Annotated in this window: 17 protein-coding genes and 2 tRNA genes; 9 read left to right on the forward strand and 10 right to left on the reverse strand. The window is 44.4% G+C overall.

Translation table 11 applies throughout. The features are described 5' to 3' along the window. The 4 genes from ABIN91_RS16285 to ABIN91_RS16300 all read left to right on the forward strand — a co-directional run bounded on the left by ABIN91_RS16285 (position 1) and on the right by ABIN91_RS16300 (position 3,096). Positions 1–558 carry a DUF4256 domain-containing protein gene (locus ABIN91_RS16285; protein ID WP_348052289.1) on the forward strand — a complete coding sequence of 186 codons (558 nt, stop codon included), beginning with the start codon at positions 1–3 and terminating at the stop codon, positions 556–558. Positions 559–580: 22 nt separating this feature from the next. Continuing rightward, a complete protein-coding gene (locus tag ABIN91_RS16290) occupies positions 581–1,117 on the forward strand; it encodes a DUF1801 domain-containing protein (RefSeq protein ID WP_348052290.1) in 537 nt (178 codons plus the stop codon). A gap of 164 nt (positions 1,118–1,281) precedes the next feature. Next, complete coding sequence (locus tag ABIN91_RS16295; RefSeq protein ID WP_348052291.1) at positions 1,282–2,376, forward strand: MBL fold metallo-hydrolase; 1,095 nt, start codon at positions 1,282–1,284, stop codon at positions 2,374–2,376. A 138-nt stretch (positions 2,377–2,514) separates the two neighbouring features. Next, positions 2,515–3,096 carry a dihydrofolate reductase family protein gene (locus tag ABIN91_RS16300; protein ID WP_348052292.1) on the forward strand — a complete coding sequence of 194 codons (582 nt, stop codon included), beginning with the start codon at positions 2,515–2,517 and terminating at the stop codon, positions 3,094–3,096. Between the two features lie 154 nt (positions 3,097–3,250). Here the strand turns inward: ABIN91_RS16300 and ABIN91_RS16305 are convergent, their stop codons facing one another. The 3 genes from ABIN91_RS16305 to ABIN91_RS16315 form a co-directional block, all read right to left on the reverse strand. Beyond that, positions 3,251–3,817, reverse strand: a complete 567-nt coding sequence (locus ABIN91_RS16305) for a hypothetical protein (RefSeq protein ID WP_348052293.1) — start codon at positions 3,815–3,817, stop codon at positions 3,251–3,253. Positions 3,818–4,422: 605 nt separating this feature from the next. Next, positions 4,423–4,507 (reverse strand) — tRNA-Leu (locus ABIN91_RS16310). A 48-nt stretch (positions 4,508–4,555) separates the two neighbouring features. After that, positions 4,556–4,628: transfer RNA gene (locus tag ABIN91_RS16315), tRNA-Gly, on the reverse strand. A gap of 365 nt (positions 4,629–4,993) precedes the next feature. Between ABIN91_RS16315 and ABIN91_RS16320 the strand changes: the two genes are divergently transcribed. Both ABIN91_RS16320 and ABIN91_RS16325 read left to right on the forward strand, forming a co-directional pair. Then, complete coding sequence (locus ABIN91_RS16320; RefSeq protein WP_348052294.1) at positions 4,994–5,230, forward strand: hypothetical protein; 237 nt, start codon at positions 4,994–4,996, stop codon at positions 5,228–5,230. 110 nt (positions 5,231–5,340) lie between these two features. Beyond that, the gene (locus tag ABIN91_RS16325; RefSeq protein WP_348052295.1) at positions 5,341–5,880 is read left to right on the forward strand and encodes a hypothetical protein; all 540 of its coding nucleotides are present in this window, start codon (positions 5,341–5,343) and stop codon (positions 5,878–5,880) included. A 75-nt stretch (positions 5,881–5,955) separates the two neighbouring features. Here ABIN91_RS16325 and ABIN91_RS16330 read toward each other — a convergent pair whose 3' ends face one another. Together ABIN91_RS16330 and ABIN91_RS16335 are read right to left on the reverse strand one after the other, a co-directional pair. Beyond that, positions 5,956–6,498 carry a YceI family protein gene (locus tag ABIN91_RS16330; RefSeq protein ID WP_348052296.1) on the reverse strand — a complete coding sequence of 181 codons (543 nt, stop codon included), beginning with the start codon at positions 6,496–6,498 and terminating at the stop codon, positions 5,956–5,958. A 257-nt stretch (positions 6,499–6,755) separates the two neighbouring features. After that, positions 6,756–7,706 carry a TPM domain-containing protein gene (locus tag ABIN91_RS16335; protein WP_348052297.1) on the reverse strand — a complete coding sequence of 317 codons (951 nt, stop codon included), beginning with the start codon at positions 7,704–7,706 and terminating at the stop codon, positions 6,756–6,758. Positions 7,707–7,835: 129 nt separating this feature from the next. Between ABIN91_RS16335 and ABIN91_RS16340 the strand changes: the two genes are divergently transcribed. Then, the gene (locus tag ABIN91_RS16340) at positions 7,836–8,588 is read left to right on the forward strand and encodes a peptidase (protein ID WP_348052298.1); all 753 of its coding nucleotides are present in this window, start codon (positions 7,836–7,838) and stop codon (positions 8,586–8,588) included. Beyond that, positions 8,585–9,430, forward strand: a complete 846-nt coding sequence (locus tag ABIN91_RS16345) for a transglutaminase family protein (protein WP_348052299.1) — start codon at positions 8,585–8,587, stop codon at positions 9,428–9,430. The genes ABIN91_RS16340 and ABIN91_RS16345 overlap by 4 nt, the downstream gene beginning before the upstream one ends. Here the strand turns inward: ABIN91_RS16345 and ABIN91_RS16350 are convergent. The 4 genes from ABIN91_RS16350 to ABIN91_RS16365 form a co-directional block, all read right to left on the reverse strand. Further along, the gene (locus tag ABIN91_RS16350) at positions 9,421–9,915 is read right to left on the reverse strand and encodes a hypothetical protein (protein WP_348052300.1); all 495 of its coding nucleotides are present in this window, start codon (positions 9,913–9,915) and stop codon (positions 9,421–9,423) included. The genes ABIN91_RS16345 and ABIN91_RS16350 overlap by 10 nt on opposite strands. An 83-nt stretch (positions 9,916–9,998) precedes the next feature. Then, on the reverse strand, positions 9,999–10,706 hold the full coding sequence (locus tag ABIN91_RS16355) for a DUF4397 domain-containing protein (RefSeq protein ID WP_348052301.1): 708 nt from the start codon (positions 10,704–10,706) through the stop codon (positions 9,999–10,001). A 319-nt stretch (positions 10,707–11,025) separates the two neighbouring features. Continuing rightward, positions 11,026–11,922 carry a pirin family protein gene (locus ABIN91_RS16360; RefSeq protein ID WP_348052302.1) on the reverse strand — a complete coding sequence of 299 codons (897 nt, stop codon included), beginning with the start codon at positions 11,920–11,922 and terminating at the stop codon, positions 11,026–11,028. Positions 11,923–11,946: 24 nt separating this feature from the next. After that, positions 11,947–14,892: an FAD-linked oxidase C-terminal domain-containing protein gene (locus tag ABIN91_RS16365; RefSeq protein WP_348052303.1), complete on the reverse strand. Its 2,946-nt coding sequence runs from the start codon at positions 14,890–14,892 to the stop codon at positions 11,947–11,949. 220 nt (positions 14,893–15,112) lie between these two features. Between ABIN91_RS16365 and ABIN91_RS16370 the strand changes: the two genes are divergently transcribed. Continuing rightward, on the forward strand, positions 15,113–15,922 hold the full coding sequence (locus tag ABIN91_RS16370; RefSeq protein ID WP_348052304.1) for an SDR family oxidoreductase: 810 nt from the start codon (positions 15,113–15,115) through the stop codon (positions 15,920–15,922). A gap of 244 nt (positions 15,923–16,166) precedes the next feature. Here the strand turns inward: ABIN91_RS16370 and ABIN91_RS16375 are convergent, their stop codons facing one another. Next, positions 16,167–16,568 carry a hypothetical protein gene (locus tag ABIN91_RS16375; protein ID WP_348052305.1) on the reverse strand — a complete coding sequence of 134 codons (402 nt, stop codon included), beginning with the start codon at positions 16,566–16,568 and terminating at the stop codon, positions 16,167–16,169. Positions 16,569–16,674 lie beyond the last annotated feature (106 nt).

Genomic DNA, 16,674 nt, shown 5'->3' on the forward strand with positions numbered 1-16,674 from the left:
ATGGAAAAGAAATTAGCATCAGATCAACGTGGGCAGTTACTCAGCACATTGAAAATCCGTTTTGAGAAAAACATGAAACGCCATCAAAGTGTTGAATGGGCCAAACTACAGACAAAGCTGGAGGCCAATAGCGAAAAATTATGGTCGCTTAACGAAATGGAACGCACCGGAGGTGAACCGGATGTTATTGGATATGACGAAAAGACTGACGAATATATTTTTTATGATTGTTCGGCAGAAAGCCCTAAGGGGCGTAGAAGTGTTTGTTATGATCACGAAGCGCTGGAGGCGAGAAAAGAACATAAACCGGAAAACAGCGCCATTGAAATGGCAAAAGATATGGGCATTGAGCTTTTAACTGAAGAACAATACCGGGACTTGCAGCAAACGGGAAACTTTGATACAAAGACTTCGAGCTGGGTAAAAACGCCTGCTGATATCAGAAAATTGGGCGGGGCCATATTTTGCGACCGCCGGTACGATACTGTGTTTGTTTATCACAACGGAGCAGAATCTTACTATGCCGCCAGGGGTTTCCGTGGCTCGTTAAGGGTGTGAATTGATATTAAATAACATACGCATGAATCCGAAAGTTGATTTTTACTTCAATAATGACAATAAGTGGCAGGATGAGTTAAAGCGATTGAGAACGATTGCTCTTGATTGTGGATTAAACGAAGAATTAAAGTGGGGCTGCCCCTGCTACACGCTTGGGAAAAGCAACATCGTTTTGATACATGATTTTAAGGAATACTGCGCGGTTTTGTTTTTTAAGGGCGCTTTGTTAAATAACACTCATGGTATCCTGATACAACAAACTGAGAATGTGCAGGCGGCGCGCCAGATCAGATTTACTAATATTGAGCAAATAGCCGAGCTCTCCCCCATTCTGAAGGCTTATATTTATGAAGCTATTGAAGTAGAAAAAGCGGGTTTAAAAGTGGCACTGAAAAAGCCTGCAGAATTTGCCATTGCTGAGGAGTTTCAAATTAAATTAGATGCGATACCTGCTTTGAAAACTGCTTTTGAAGGATTAACGCCGGGAAGGCAAAGGGCATACCTACTTCATTTTTCGACACCTAAACAGGCTAAAACACGTGAAGCAAGGGTTGAGTAATGGATGCCGCAAATTTTGGGCGGCAAGGGGCTGGATGATTAGGCGTTGGAAAGTTTGAGGATGAAATGGCACGGATTACAAAATGCGAAGCATTAAAAGACCGATCATCCGGCGTTATGGGTGAAATAATTGGCGAACCTTAGCGTTATTTACATTTTTAGGGGATGAAAAGGAGTTGTTTGGGCGTGGGGACGGCCGCGCTTTTGCTGATGGCGATTGCTGGTTGTGGTTTGGTAAGATCATTGGGTAAAGACCCGAATGGCGAAGAGCTTGTACGGTTGGAGGCCCTGCCTAATTACAAAAATGGTGGGTTCGAAAATTTGGCTGAACGGTCTGACTCAACAGTGAAGCCCAACCGGTTCCTTTTTATGTTACACAGCCACCCCGAAACCATCAGGCCTTCTTATAACCTGCCATGGGTTAAAACAGATCTGAAAACCCTGACTGCGCCGGCACCAACCATCGTTTGGTTTGGTCATTCGTCATTATTGATCAAAACCGGGCAGGGTAATATACTTATAGATCCTATTTTTAGCAACCATGCCGGGCCGGTACCCGGGGTAGTTACAGCATTTTCGGGCACTACACATTATCACGCGATGGATATGCCGCCAATAGATGTACTGATCATTTCGCATGATCACTATGATCATTTGGATTACCGCACGCTAAAAAAATTAAAAAATCAGATCAAAATGGCGGTAGTACCGATGGGTGTAGGTTCGGATCTGGTGTACTGGGGATTTGATCCTAAAAAGATCATCGAACTCAATTGGAACCAATCGGTCACGCTGCCTGGTGGCCTCCGGGTTACCGCTACTCCCGCGCAGCACCGCAGCAATCGCGGGTATACCGAAGAAAATAAAACACTTTGGGCATCTTACGTAATACAAACAGAGCGCTACCGGCTGTTTTACAGTGGCGATAGTGGTTATGGGCCACACTTTAAACAAATAGGTGAGCAATACGGCCCGTTTGACCTGGCGTTGCTGGAATGTGGCCAATACAGCCCCAATTGGCCCTGGACACATTTGTGGCTCGGACAAGCTGCCCAAGCGGCCGTAGATTTGCAGGCCCGTTTGTTGCAGCCTATCCACTGGGCCAAATTTGAGGAGGCCGACCACCCCTGGAACGAGCCTATTAAAAAGCTACTGCCCGCTGCCGAAAAGTTAGGTATCCAGGTAAACGTTCCGCGTATCGGGGAGCCTTATACTTTGGGTGACCCGCCCAAAAAAGATGTATGGTGGAATTTTGAGTGATTAAGTTATCTAAATTGTTCCCCTCGCCTTTTGACAAATGCAAATTGTCGCAAATTGCCCCTTAACTTGTCACGTTTCCCCTCATGCGCGTACCCCGTTTCCTTTAGCTTTGTATAAACATTAAGCCAATAGAACAAAATGAGAAAGATCAGAATATTTGAGCATATTTCGCTGGACGGCGTGATCCAGCACGAAAACGACGACAACTTTGCCCATGCCGGATGGACGATACCGTACCGAACTCCGGCTGGGCTGCAAAGCCTGATCGAAGCATACGGAACGGGCTTTGATCTTTTGCTTGGCCGAATTACCTACGATGCCTGGTCCATCTTTTGGCCAAAGGCTGGGGATAATGCGATGGCGAACGGTTTGAACGCCGCGACGAAATACGTTGCAACTCACAGGCCGGACAGTCTTGAATGGGGCCCGGTTGGGGACTTAGGCGCGGACATTGTAGCGGGTATTCGCGATGTTAAGTTAACGGACGGCCCTGACCTTCTTGTTTGCGGAAGTTCGACGCTAACGTCTGTGCTGCTTGAGCAGGGATTGGTAGACGAGGTTATCATGATCGTATACCCGGTATTACTGGGCCGGGGCAAACGCTTCTTTTCGGACAAAGCCTCCGCATGCGAACTGGCTTTTGTGAGCACGAAGACTACACCTACGGGAGTGCTTCTTAATACTTATAGATACGTGGGGCCGCTGAGATCTGAATCTTAGCCTATACGAAAAAGGCGGCGGGGAAAATATCCAATTGTTTATTGAATAAAAACTGATACCACTGACAGCCCTTTTAAATGAATAGTATTCCAGAGCGTTATCTACCTTGGTTGTCCTATATATCCCTGGTATCAGCATCGCGAAGACGGTAATCTTAGCAACCGCCTTTGCTAGGGCCACGTTCATAAATTATTTTACTATCTCGTTCTACATAGTCGCCCGATACGATTGGATATGAATACTTGGGCGCGTGCGATACGCTACGGCTTCTTATAATTATTTTGTCGTTAACTTTCAGGCTATGCAATTGCTGAAATTCATTGTTAAAGTTCAAAAAAAACTTGTCAGACTTTTCCGGCCCAAAATTAAGAATATAATCGTCACCATTAATCCTGACCATCACTCCGAAACCTAATAATGAGCCTGACGGAAGAGAAAGAGAGGTTATAACGCCCTCCATATTGGTATAGTCCTTAATGTGCTTCCTTATTTTAGCAGCACCGGCATACACTTTTTTACCTTCGGGAGACGCTTCCCATTTTTTGTACTTTATACCATCAGGGGTAGCCTCCCATTTTTTCAATTCGGTTTCCCTTTCAGCAGCAGAGAGTGGCTTTGGGGTTGACTTTTTAAAAGTTTCATTTTTCATTTCACGATTAGCAAATACTAGTCCGCTTACTACAACCAGAGGTAAGATCAGCACATAAATGATTTTTTTCATACTTTTTGTAGGTTTAATTAACATAGATCTATCTCCTGATAAATCAGATCCGTTAAGGCATTCTTTTACTTTTGATAGTCTGTCAAATTTATTCAGCAAAACTACTTTGATATTTTTCGGCAAGACGAATTTGGATTGTAAATAAAAATGTAAATTTTGTAAATAAATTAAACGCGGTATGGTTGGTGCTGTAAAAGCAACAAAGCCCCGATACTTCTATCGAGGCTTTGTACCCAGAGCCCCGACGCATCGGGGCACTCCGTTTACGGGAACAGGATTTTAAGTCCGATTTATAAATATTGGAAGAAATAAGTTTTTCAATAAAGCCCTACTCTTCATTGATTTAATGTAAAGTTCTCTGGAATTTGCTTCGGCTTTAGTTATATATTTCTCGTGGTATACAACTACCCATGGGCCTTTATTTTTTGTTGCGATTACTTTGCCAGTATTGTGCCGATGCAATCTTTCTTCAATGTTAGATGTGTGGCCAACATAGTATCGTCCACTTTTACTCGATTTCAGGATGTATGTGTAAAACATGGTTTAAAATAAACAAAAAAGGCCAACATTTTCATGTTAGCCTTTTTATGTTCGATTCTTCTGAGTACCCAGAGCGGGAATCGAACCCGCACTCCGTTTACGGGAACAGGATTTTAAGTCCTGCGTGTCTACCAGTTCCACCATCTGGGCAGGTTATTCACCTGTAAAAAAAAACCCTTCTTTTGAAAGGGAATTTAGAGCGAAAGACGAGATTCGAACTCGCGACCCCGACCTTGGCAAGGTCGTGCTCTACCAACTGAGCTACTTTCGCATATGTTTTGAGATGTTGGTATTGATCTCAATTTCCTTTCAAGTTTGAAGTGTTTAACGCCTCTTTCGTTGTTGGGAGTGCAAATATAGACAGAATTGGATTACCTGCAAGTAATTATTTCAAAAAAATTAAAGAAATTTATAAGTGGTTGTGTTTCAAAACGAGAAATTTTCAATCGGGTGGTGATATGCCTGTATTTGGGCCTAGGTGTTATTGATTTGTTCGCCTATGCTCTGGATATCCGCATGGCTTAAGCCATGCGGATCATCACTGGCCCAAGTGTACAGGGTAATTAATAATTAATTCATTTTAATCAACAATACGCGCAGGTGTTGGTTTGATTAATATTAATAAAATTTAGCGAGATGGATAATATCAAGATCAGTATTGAGAAGGATAAGCAAATACTCACTTTTGAGGTAACCGACTATGTTCATCACGAAAGTGAGCATTGCAAATTTGAGGCATTTAGAGACGGGGAATTTGTTGTTGGCTTTGAGCCTGATAACCAGCGTTATTTACACGTTTGTAAAAACCCCGGGATACTGGATGAAGAAGTGCTGTATTTAATTGCTGATAAAATTGAGGCGATGAGTTTGTAAATGTGCTTTAGTTTATAATATTAGCTTAAAATAATATCACAGGCAACCATTTTGATTGTGTGACGGTAATAACAATTAATTATTGTTTAACTAAAAAACCACACAACACAATGAAGACTTTATCAAAACTGATAACTGCAACGTTTGCCGGCGCGGCCCTGTTTTTTACAACGCAGGCTAATGCCCAAACTATTACGGCACAAAAATTCGCGTTAAGCTTAGGGATCGAAGCCGGTAAGCCAACCGGTGGAGCAACACCTTATGCCGTATTTAATTTAGGCGGTACAGTGCGCCTGCAATATGGCCTAACCAACGATTTGGCACTTACCTTTACTACCGGCGGTTACCACTTTTTTATGGAAAACATTCCTGGAACCAGCACGCCCTACAATAGTTATGGTGTTGGCCCGGTTAAGGCTGGTATTAAATACTTTTTTGTACCCAATATATATTTTGGCGCCGAAGGCGGTATTGGTGTTGAGGTTACTGAGCATGGTTTTGATGGCGGCCAAAAGAAACTGTTGTTATCCCCGGCGATAGGTTATGCTACTGAGCATTGGGATTACGCGCTGCATTACGAGAGTTTAACCGGAGATGGAAACAATTATGGTATTGTTGCATTACGGGTGGCTTATGGGTTTAAACTATAAGCCGAAATAAAAAAATAAAATAAAAATGCCCGGTACTTTTTGAAGTGCCGGGCATTTTTGTATTCCATATTTGGATCAGGATTTTGATACCGGAACGGTTAGGGTTATGGTGAGGTTATCGGGGGTGCCGTTTCTGGTGATGTTGAAGTCTTTCGGGATGATCTTAAAGTCGCCTTTAAAGGTGCCTTCGTTGCCTTTATCATCAAAGGTAAAATGGATGGTTACAGGTTTGGTTACGCCTTTTAAGGTTAGTTTACCGGCTGCCTGAAAGGCGTTTCCGCTTTTGCTTACCGATGTTGACGTGAACGAGATGGTTGGATACTTTTCGGCATCAATTGCATCTTTGGCATGGCTGGTTTTGATGAAGAAGCCGGTACTTAAACTGCTGGCATCAATTGTGGCCGAAATTTTGGCTTGTTCGGGATGAGCCTTATCAAATTCTATGTCGGTTTTTAAGCCGGTGAATGTGCCGTGTATGGCGCCGTTTTCAAACTTTACCTCGTAATTGCCTTTTACTTTCCAGTTTGCGGCGGCGGCAAAGGCCAACAGGCTTACGGCAAGTAAACAGATGAGCAGGTAGCTAATGTTTTTAATAGATGGATGCTTTAGATAATTCATTGTTATAAGCTCTGGTTAGGCAGAGTCTCCATGTTAAATTACGTTGGGTTTAGCAAAGGGGTTGCCAAAGCAGGCGTTATCCGGAAGGAAATAAATTAAAAGATTTTCTGTTATTGTTATGTGCATATCGCAGAAACCCCTCCCTACACCCTCCCGTTGGGAGGGAATCGCGCAAAGCCGCCGCTTTTTTTTACTTGTTAATACGCATTTATAGGCCGGGAAGTTTTATTTTTCCAAATGACAATGGGAATTGGGATCTACCAGTCGGACGAGCTGCCGCTGCTTGAATCGTCGCTGGAAAAGCCACTGTCTGATGATGAATCGCCGCCCGAACCCCAATCGCCCCAGCTACCGCCCGAGTCATTATCGTTAGTGTTAATGGTGTGGGGATCGACGTCATCATTATCATCATCATATACCTGCTGACCGGAGGAATCGTCGAGAATTTCGTTAACTACCAATGCGCCCATGGCTCCTAATAAAGCTCCGTTAACAAATCCATCGGAGCTGGAATGGTTTTGGTGAATGTGGATATTGTTGGGCCCCTGGCTGTTATTATAATTATTCCGGCGGTTACGACGGATGGATGACCTGATGGCTACCCAAATGATCAGGATCAATACTGAGGCTGCTATGAATCCAAAAATGGTTATGGCATCGCTGCTATCATTTGGCTGGCCTGCCTGTTCGGGTTGCTGTTGTTGGGTTTGTACAGCTTGCGTTTGCTGTTCGGGCTGGGTGGATACCCCGCTTAAGGTGGTGCCTACCTGCCCTATCAGTACTTGCAGGCCGCCATAGTAATCTTTGCTTTTGAAGGATGGCTTGATGGCCGACAGAATCTCGTCACTTTTTTGCGAAGTGAATATGGTATCTAAGCCGGATGCTTTTTCGAGGCGTTGCTTGTGTTGCTGAATGGCGGCTACGTAAACCAATCCGTTTTTATTGTTACCTACGTGCCATTTGCGGGATATGAGCAAGGTGTAATCTTCAATCGTATTATCTTTCGGCAGGTTATTGATCAATATAATGGCGAACTGTACGCCGCTCGCTTTTTCAATACCGGCTATGCTTTGGTTTAACGAACTTACCTGAGCGGGGCTTAGTACGTGTGCAAAATCGTTTACGTAGGTATCTTTGAGCGGCTCGGGGATCTGTGAGAAAGCGAAGGTGGATATGAAGATCAGCGCAAGCGATAGAATGGTTTTCATGGTTTGGTGTATGTGATTGATATTAAAGGTATAGAATATTTTTATAAACAGGATGCTACTTAGCCGCAAAATCCATTTTATTAATTTACTTTGCAGCGCTTAATTTAGCTTTACGAATACGGATTTATTATGACTTACTGTTTAGGCATCAAGGTAAAAAAAGGGTTGGTTGCTGTTGCTGATACACGCATCACATCGGGCAATGATGTTACTACCAAGAAAAAGATATTCACCTACCAAAAAGATAATTGCTCGATGTTTATTATGACGAGCGGGTTACGATCTGTAAGGGATAAGGCCATTGTTTACTTTAACGAGGTGATGGATGATAACTTTGATGATTTTACCAAGCTATACCAGGCCGTTAATGCCTTTGGCGAACAGGTGAAACGCGCGGCTGATGAGGATAAGGAGGCATTAGAGAAAGGTGGCTTTAAGTTTAATCTGAACACAATCATCGGCGGCCAATTACGCGAAGATGAAGAACATAAGTTATTTTTGCTTTATCCGGAAGGTAACTGGGTTGAACTAGGGCACGGCGCACCGTATGTAATTATTGGTAACGCGGCGCAGGGCAAGGCTATTTTGAACCGCATTTTGAATAACGAAACCAGTTTAAAGCTGGCGTTAAAGGCGGGTTTTTTATCTTTTGACTCTACCCGGATAAGCGCGGCGGATGTTGATTTCCCGATAGATGTGGCACTTTATAAGGCTGATAGCTTTAACATGGTTGAGCAACATTACGAGGAAGAAGATTTGGAGAAAGTTTCGGCGCAATGGGATAAGCAGTTGAAAACGGCGTTGAAAAGCATTTCAAACACCTGGATGAATTCTGCGTTTGATAAACTTGGGAAACCGGTTAAAAAACGCAAAAAAGCATGAAGTTCAACGTATCAGGAAAGCTGACCTATGATGTAAGAGAGGCATCAACCATTATTCTGAATATTCATGCGATACGCTCGGCGGCACAAACTGTGTTGCAGGAGAGTTTTATGATGGAGCCTTATTTTAAAGCTGAAGAATTAATACCTGTGCAGGGCGAAAACCGCTATGTGCGTTTTGAAGTTACGGAGCCTTGTATTGTAAATATTGATTATAACGCGCTGATAGATACTTCGTTTAAAAAGATAGCGGGACATTCACTTAATGACGTGCCGGTGATGCAGTTACAGCCATCGGTACTGCCCTATTTATCGCCAAGCAGGTATTGCCAGTCGGACAAGTTATTCCGTTTTGCCAACAGCCGTTTTGGCAAGATAGAGAACTCGTTTGAAAAGGTGCTGGCGCTTACCAACTGGATATATGATAATGTTGAATATTTAAGCGGATCGACCAATTCGGAAACATCGGCTTATGATACTGTTACTGAGCAAGCGGGCGTTTGCCGCGATTTTGCACATTTGGGTATCGCTTTATGCAGGGCATTATCTATCCCGGCAAGGTATTTTACGGGTTACTCGTACCAATTAAATCCGCCTGATTTCCACGCTTGCTTTGAGGCTTTTTTGGGCGATCAATGGATATTATTTGATGCTACTAAATTAGCCCCGCTTAACGGGATGGTTAAAATAGCAACCGGGCGAGACGCGGCTGATACAGCCATTGCTACCATATTTGGCAATGTTATTTGTACGGCAATATCGGCAAGTTGTGAACTGGCCGAAGAAAAATTCAAGCCTTATACTTACGACAGGAAGAAACCTAGAGGTTTGAGTTATTTGTAAGGAACCAACTCTCCCCAACGGTTAAAACCGGGTTTATTAGCATCAGCATCCGGGCAGGTATCATGCGGCAAACGGGCCTTAGTTTTGATCACACAACCACATAAATTGCATGTTGATTTGTGGTGCACATCGGCACCGGCAATTTTGTAGAGCAGGCCTTTATCATGGGGCGGGTTTACAAAGTGAGGGCATGTTTTGCAGGCAGCTATCCTGATATGGTAAATCTCTTCGGTAACGGCATTGAAACCAGTTTTGGTCCATTTTAAGAGCGAGTTTGCAACTTCTTTGATCAATGTGACTGTACTCACTGGGGCTGTATTATCCGTATTTTCAGGGGATGGATCTTGGAGGAGTTGGTCGGCATAAGCTAAATCGGCAATAGCCGCCTTGTAATCCTGATCACTGATGCGTTGCCCTGCCCCCAGGATCACGGGCTTTTGGGTGGGCTGCTGGTTTATATTACCTGATAATTGGGAATCTTCCATAATAATAACATTGAGCATAAAATTACAATTATGCTCAATGTTATTAAAGGGTATTAGTAGCTTTTTACGAGCGCTATATTTGCTTAATAATAGTATGCGTTAAGCTGTAGTTTAGCGGCCAATGTAGATGAGGCAGCCGAACCCTGCAACCATACGGTATAAAGTGATGCGCCATACAATTTTACTCCGGGTATGCTGGCCAAAACTGTGGTAGTACCTTTTTGCCTAACCTCGAGCGTGTAGGTGTTTGGTGTAATGGTGCTAAATGATGAAATGGTTCTGTAAGCCCTGTTGGTTGCTACAGTTGCACCACCCTGAATAGCCAGATCAACCGCCGGGGCATCGGGGCTCAAGTTTACCAATCTGATTTGTGTGTTGGTTGTACCTGGGTTTGTGAGGGTATCGATAGTTAATAAATAATCGGCCTTACTGGCTACGTTTGACAGGAAGAGGGTGTAGAATTTACCGTCTTTTAATGTCATGGTATCTGTTTTAATTTTTTGCGATGTGCCGCTTACATAAAATGTGGCGGTGCGTTTGCCGGTGTAGGCACGCAGGTAATCAAGGCCGTTACCATAAACTATGGGATTAGTGTTGGCCATGTTGTTATCCAAAAAGAAATCAAGAGAACCGGCATCGGGGCATGCATCAACTACGGATATTAAAGCTGATGGCGTTACTACAATATCATCATTGTGTACCTTGCTGCACGAAGAGAATGCTGCGGCCAGCAAACAAATCATCCCGATAATGCCTGCCCGCCCTGTCCTAATTTGTTGTAAGTTTTTCATGTTTTTATAAATGTTAATGTTAGATATATTACGAATACGTAAGTGATGATGTGTTTGCTACAGTTACATCAATTTTTTTATAAATTAACATATCATTAACGAAATATTTAAAAAATTCGTATATGAGTTATGGCGTTAACGTGTTGATTTTAATACAAGTAAGTATCTTCAGTTGAGGGGTAGCCCCGATGGGGCAAGTTGGCATTATTAAAGAAAATTAAAATCTTTTTAATAAACGTTTGCAGCACGTATAAACCCCTCCCTACACCCTCCCGTTGGGAGGGAATCGCACGAGGCCAATACCTTTTTAATTTATTGTTTATGTGCGGTGCTTCAAATGATCGCTTTCTCCCGGTAAGGGTACAAAGTCGGTTTCGCCGGGAACGGGGGCGAATTTTTGGTCGAGCCATTGTTGTTTGGCTTGCTCTATGCGCTGGTAATCGGATGCTACGAAATTCCAGTAGATGAAACGCTCTTCGGGGAAAGGCTCGCCGCCGAAGAAGTAGATGGTGGTGTTCTCGTTCATGGTGAACTCGCAGAGTTGATTGTTTTTGGCTACCAGTAGCTCTTTGGGTTGGAAGATTTCGCCTTCGCTTTCAATGCTGCCATCTAAAATGTACAAGCCTGCTTCGCCGTATAGCTCCGCTCCTATTTTTACCGTTTGGCGGGAGGTATTTTTGAGTTGCAGAAAGTATAATGGGCTGTAAACCGGTACGGGCGATGTTTTGCCCATAATGCTGCCCGCGATGAGCGTGTAGGCTATCCCATCCTGATCCCAGGTTGGCAGATCGGCGGTATCGGAGTGGTGGAAGGTTGGTTCTATTTCTTCGAGATGTTTTGGCAGGGCCACCCAGATCTGTAAGCCGTGAAGGCTTTTTTCGGCTTGGCGCAGGTATGCGGGGGTACGTTCGGAGTGGGCTATGCCTTTGCCGGCGGTCATCCAGTTGACTTGTCCGGGTTTGATCTCTACCTCGGTGCCGAGGCTGTCTTTGTGGACGATGTTACCCTCGAACAGGTAGGTTAGTGTTGAGAGGCCGATATGTGGGTGCGGCGGGATATCCATGTTTTGGCCGGGTTTCATTTGCGCGGGACCCATGTGATCGATAAAGATGAAGGGGCCAACCATGCGCTTATCCTTAAAGGGCAACAGCCTGCCTACCATAAAATTACCAATATTACGCGGACGTTCTTCGATGATGAGGCTGATGTTTGACATGGGCTTTTATATATAATGTAGCGGTTAGATATTCTTATTTAACAGGGCATCCCATAAAATTTCGGCGGGGTGCAGGGCTTTTACGGCTGTGCCGTCTTTGATCTGATGGCGGCAACTGGTACCGGCGGCGGCTATGATGGTGTTTTGAGCGGCGGCGCGTACATGTGGGAAAAGCACCAACTCTCCTATCTTCATGGATACATCGTAATGTTCCTGCTCGTAACCGAAAGAACCTGCCATTCCGCAACAGCCGGATGGGATGGTTTCTACGGTGTAGTTTTTGGGCAGGGTTAATACCGTTTGGGTTGGCTGTAAAGCATTAAGCGCTTTTTGATAGCAATGGCCATGCAGCTTAATGGTTTGAGCCTCTGTTGTGAACTGCTGCTCGATGATACGTTTTTGACCCATTTCGCGCAGGATAAACTCTTCGAGCATGAAGGAGTTTTTGGCTAACGCTAAGGCTCTGGCTTGTAATTCGGGCGGGGCCAGATCGGGGTATTCATCCCGGAAGGTTAATATGGCGGATGGCTCGATGCCGATTAAGGGGGTTTCGGGTGTGATGATTTCGGCGAGAAGGCTGATGTTTTGCTCTGCTATTTGTTTGGCTTTGCGGAGCATGCCTTTAGACAGGTAGGTACGGCCACTTTCCTGATGTTGAGGAATACGAACCTGGTAACCCAACGCGGTTAAGAGCCTGATGGTGGTTTTACCTATTTCAACATCGTTGTAGTTGGTAAACTCGTCGCAAAATAGATAGACTATTGGCGATGTGGTGTTTGGTGTTTGTTGCTTGTCCCAGGCTTTTTTCCAACTGCGCAGGGTTTGTTTGCCTACTTGTGGTAATGAACGCTTGGGCGCGAAACCGGCTATTTTTTTGATGATGTTGCCTGTGAACGGCGTTGTGATGACGGCGTTATATATTAGCGGCATGTAAGATGCCAGTTGCTGCATTTTGGTAAAATTGCCTATCATGCGGGTGCGGAGCGGCACGCCGTTGGCATCGTAATAATGTTGCAGAAATTCGGCTTTCATTTTGGCTACATCTACGCTTGATGGGCATTCGGATTTGCAGCCTTTGCAGCTCAGGCACAGATCCATTACCTCTTTAATTTCCTGCTCATCGTAAGGGTTTTCCTTTTCGGATGTGCTGAGGAACTGGCGCAGGATGTTGGCACGGGCGCGGGTGGTATCCTTCTCCTGCAAAGTAGCCATGTAGGATGGGCACATGGTACCGCCTGTTACTTCGGTTTTGCGGCAATCGCCGGAGCCGGAGCATTTTTCGGTAAGGCGCAGGATACCTTCCTGTTTGGAGAAATCGAAGATGGTGGGGATGATTTTGCCTTTGTGCCGCGGCTCGTATCGCAGATGGGTGTTCATGGCCGGGGTATCTACAATTTTGCCAGCGTTGAAGATGTGGTTAGGATCAAAGCAATTTTTGATCTGTTTGAAAAGGCCGTATACCTCCTCGCCCATCATAAAGGGGATAAACTCGCCACGCAGGCGGCCATCGCCATGCTCACCGCTTAAGGAGCCATTGTACTTTTTAACCAGCACGGCGGTTTCTTTAAGCACAGTGCGGAAAAGGGCCACGCCATCGGTAGTTTTAAGATCGATCATCGGCTCTACGTGCAACTCCCCTGCGCCGGCATGGGCGTAGTATGAGGCATGCAGATCATGTCGCTTTAAAAGCGCCTGAACATCGGCTATGTAAGCGGGCAGATCTTCGGGCGATACGGCGCAATCTTCTATCAGGTTTACGGGTTGCTTATCGCCGGGAAGGTTGCGGATCAATCCTAAACCTGCCTTGCGCACATCCCAGGCTAATTTGGCTTCGTGGCCGCTGAGTACGGGGTAGGCATACCCTAAACCGGCGGCTTTCAGGTCGGCAATTAAGGCTTCGGCGCGCTGGTTGAGCTCGTTAACATCATCGCCCATAAACTCGGCCATGAGTAAGGCTTCGGGTTCACCCTCGATAAAAAAGCGATTGTGCTGATAGGTTGGATGGCCTTTGGTAAAGTCCATTATGTATTTATCTACCAGTTCGGAAGCGAGCGGTTTGTGTTTGAGGATGATGAGATTGGCGTGGAGGGCTTCCTGCAAAGTTGTGAAATGGATGCAAACCAGTTTATCAATTGCTGGTGGCAGCGGTAGCAGGTTCAGCTTGGCTTCGGTTACAAAAGCGAGTGTACCTTCTGATCCCGCAAGGAGCTTGCAAAAGTTGAATGGCCTGCCAGGTTTATCGTCAATCAAAAAATCTAAGGCGTAACCTGTGTTGCGGCGGGTAAGCGATTTTTTAGGATAGTTTTGATTGATGAGCGCTACGTTATCCTCGTTGTTAACTAACTGATTAACTTCGCGATAAATATTACCTTCTAAAGTATTGAGTTGTAGCTTTTGCTGAAGTTCATCGCTGGTTAGGGCTTTCAATTCTACCGTTTCGCCATCACTTAAAAACACCTTAGCTTCAAGCAAATGATCGCGGGTATCGCCCCAGGATATGGAGTGGAGGCCCGATGAGTTATTGCCTATCATACCGCCTACCATGGCGCGGCTTGATGTTGAGGTTTCGGGGCCGAACATCAATTTGTATGGGCGGAGGATGGCGTTTAGGTCATCGCGCACGATGCCGGGTTGTACCCTTACCCACTTTTCTTCGGCGTTTATTTGGAGTACTTGTTTGAAGTATTTGGAGATATCGACCACGATGCCGTTGCCTACAACTTGTCCGGCTAATGATGTTCCGGCGGCGCGGGGTATCAGGGTTATTTTGTGCTGGTTGGCAAATTTGATGAGCAGACTGATATCGGCCTCTGTTTTGGGCAGGGCAACTGCTACGGGCTTTTCCTGGTAAACAGAAGCATCGGTTGAGTAAACACGCTTTTGAGCTTCGTGAAGGGTAGAATCATCAAAAAACAACTCACCTGTAAACTGCTTGCTTAGCGCGGAAAAGGAATCTGCCAGAGGTATCATAAGTCAAATTTAAACAGATGAGTGTAAAGGGCGAATATTTGGGTGAATAAAATGGATATATTATTAAATACGGATTAAAATTAACGGCTGAGTATTGTATTACAATTACCTGATTCACAAATTAGCAAAACAAATTTTTAGCTTATTGATTAATTTGCATCTTTACGCTTCGAATTACATCTAACCACTGATCAACAATTTAAGTATCTCAAGTAAACACATGAAAAAAGTAATATTGGTAACGGGCGCTTCATCTGGTATAGGATTGGCTTGCGCTAACGCGTTACAAGCTAAAGGGCACACGGTATACGGTTCGGCGCGCGATTTGAAACGCCTGAGCGGTGTAGCCTTTAAACCCATACAATTAGATGTTACCGACGATGCATCGGTAAAAGCGGCCATTGATACCATTATTAAGGTCGAAGGCAAACTGGATGTGCTGGTTAACAATGCCGGTAATGGGGTTGCGGGCCCGGCTTATGCTATGCCTGTTGAAAGTGCCAAGCAACAATTTGAGGTTAACTTCTTCGGTGTGGTACGGATGTGCGGCGCGGTATTGCCCGGCATGATAGAAAAGAAACAAGGCCTTATTGTTAATATCAGTTCGTTAGCGGGTTTGTTTGGTTTGCCTTATCAAAGTATGTACAGCGCATCGAAATACGCTATTGAGGGTTATTCGCAAAGTTTGCGGATGGAGCTGCGCAACACGGGTGTGAAGATCACGCTGATCAACCCCGGTGATTTTAAATCGGACTTTAGCGCTAACCGTAGCAAAATACCTTTCGGGATAAAGAACGACGCCTTAGAAACCGAATACAACGCCGCCGTTGCCGCTATGGAAAAGGATGAAAGCATTGCGCCAGATCCGGCTTCGTTAGCTAAGGCTTTGTGTAAGATAGTTGACGCGTCGAGCCCTAAACACAGGTATTTGGTTGGGCAGGTTGGCCAAACTATTGTGCCTACGCTTAAAGCTATTTTACCGGGTGGCTTGTTTGAGAAATTGATGAACGATCATTACGGGATAAAGTAGAGCCCCCCTGCCCCCTGAAGGGGGAGTTTTTGATTAGCATATTTAAGAGTCTGGCATTTTATGTTGGGCTTTTTGCGTTGTAAGCGTGGACGCTTACAACTGTTGGTGTTTAGACGTGGACGCCTGAACGGGCGGGGTCTGTGAATGTTGTTTGATCTGCCTATGTACGCACAAGCGAGACGCTTGCGGTAGCGGGGGAGCGTGGGGGGATAGCGAAATATCTCCCAAATATTGCTGTAAATGTTTATGTTAGATTATAAAACCAGAAATCGTTTGCGGAAAATAATTTAGAATCAAATACAAACCGAATTCGATCCGTAAGACTTTTGTCTGGATCCAAAGATAGAATATTGGCATTTAGATCGTCAATTACTATTATCTGAATATAACTAAACTCCTTTTCTACGAGGATTCCCATTGATTTAAAATGATCTGTTCTTATAAACACTAAAGGACTTTTTTTCCATACATACGCGATTATTGCATTCTTAAAAGTTACCTGTGCCCACATCTCATCATCCTCTTTAGAAAAATCGATTTTTAAATTACCTTTTTCAAGACATTCTATAAAACCATAAAACTCACTATTACTCCATAGAATTTCTGTTGAAATTGCTTTTTTTATAGTTTCTGTTATATTCATCATCGTTATTAATTGAATTACCTGTAAACCAGCATAACACTATTGTTATTTTGGGATTTGAGCAACTTTGGGATGAGTTGCCACTAATCTATATTATTAACATGTAGAA

This window comes from Mucilaginibacter sp. (genome assembly GCF_039921305.1).
Taxonomy (GTDB): domain Bacteria; phylum Bacteroidota; class Bacteroidia; order Sphingobacteriales; family Sphingobacteriaceae; genus Mucilaginibacter.

Coding starts and splice junctions, on each gene's coding strand:
- ABIN91_RS16285 (WP_348052289.1), top strand. CDS start 1: ATGGAAAAGAAATTAGCATCAGATCAACGTGGGCAGTTACTCAGCACA.
- ABIN91_RS16290 (WP_348052290.1), top strand. CDS start 581: ATGAATCCGAAAGTTGATTTTTACTTCAATAATGACAATAAGTGGCAG.
- ABIN91_RS16295 (WP_348052291.1), top strand. CDS start 1,282: ATGAAAAGGAGTTGTTTGGGCGTGGGGACGGCCGCGCTTTTGCTGATG.
- ABIN91_RS16300 (WP_348052292.1), top strand. CDS start 2,515: ATGAGAAAGATCAGAATATTTGAGCATATTTCGCTGGACGGCGTGATC.
- ABIN91_RS16305 (WP_348052293.1), bottom strand. CDS start 3,817: ATGAAAAAAATCATTTATGTGCTGATCTTACCTCTGGTTGTAGTAAGC.
- ABIN91_RS16320 (WP_348052294.1), top strand. CDS start 4,994: ATGGATAATATCAAGATCAGTATTGAGAAGGATAAGCAAATACTCACT.
- ABIN91_RS16325 (WP_348052295.1), top strand. CDS start 5,341: ATGAAGACTTTATCAAAACTGATAACTGCAACGTTTGCCGGCGCGGCC.
- ABIN91_RS16330 (WP_348052296.1), bottom strand. CDS start 6,498: ATGAATTATCTAAAGCATCCATCTATTAAAAACATTAGCTACCTGCTC.
- ABIN91_RS16335 (WP_348052297.1), bottom strand. CDS start 7,706: ATGAAAACCATTCTATCGCTTGCGCTGATCTTCATATCCACCTTCGCT.
- ABIN91_RS16340 (WP_348052298.1), top strand. CDS start 7,836: ATGACTTACTGTTTAGGCATCAAGGTAAAAAAAGGGTTGGTTGCTGTT.
- ABIN91_RS16345 (WP_348052299.1), top strand. CDS start 8,585: ATGAAGTTCAACGTATCAGGAAAGCTGACCTATGATGTAAGAGAGGCA.
- ABIN91_RS16350 (WP_348052300.1), bottom strand. CDS start 9,915: ATGGAAGATTCCCAATTATCAGGTAATATAAACCAGCAGCCCACCCAA.
- ABIN91_RS16355 (WP_348052301.1), bottom strand. CDS start 10,706: ATGAAAAACTTACAACAAATTAGGACAGGGCGGGCAGGCATTATCGGG.
- ABIN91_RS16360 (WP_348052302.1), bottom strand. CDS start 11,922: ATGTCAAACATCAGCCTCATCATCGAAGAACGTCCGCGTAATATTGGT.
- ABIN91_RS16365 (WP_348052303.1), bottom strand. CDS start 14,892: ATGATACCTCTGGCAGATTCCTTTTCCGCGCTAAGCAAGCAGTTTACA.
- ABIN91_RS16370 (WP_348052304.1), top strand. CDS start 15,113: ATGAAAAAAGTAATATTGGTAACGGGCGCTTCATCTGGTATAGGATTG.
- ABIN91_RS16375 (WP_348052305.1), bottom strand. CDS start 16,568: ATGATGAATATAACAGAAACTATAAAAAAAGCAATTTCAACAGAAATT.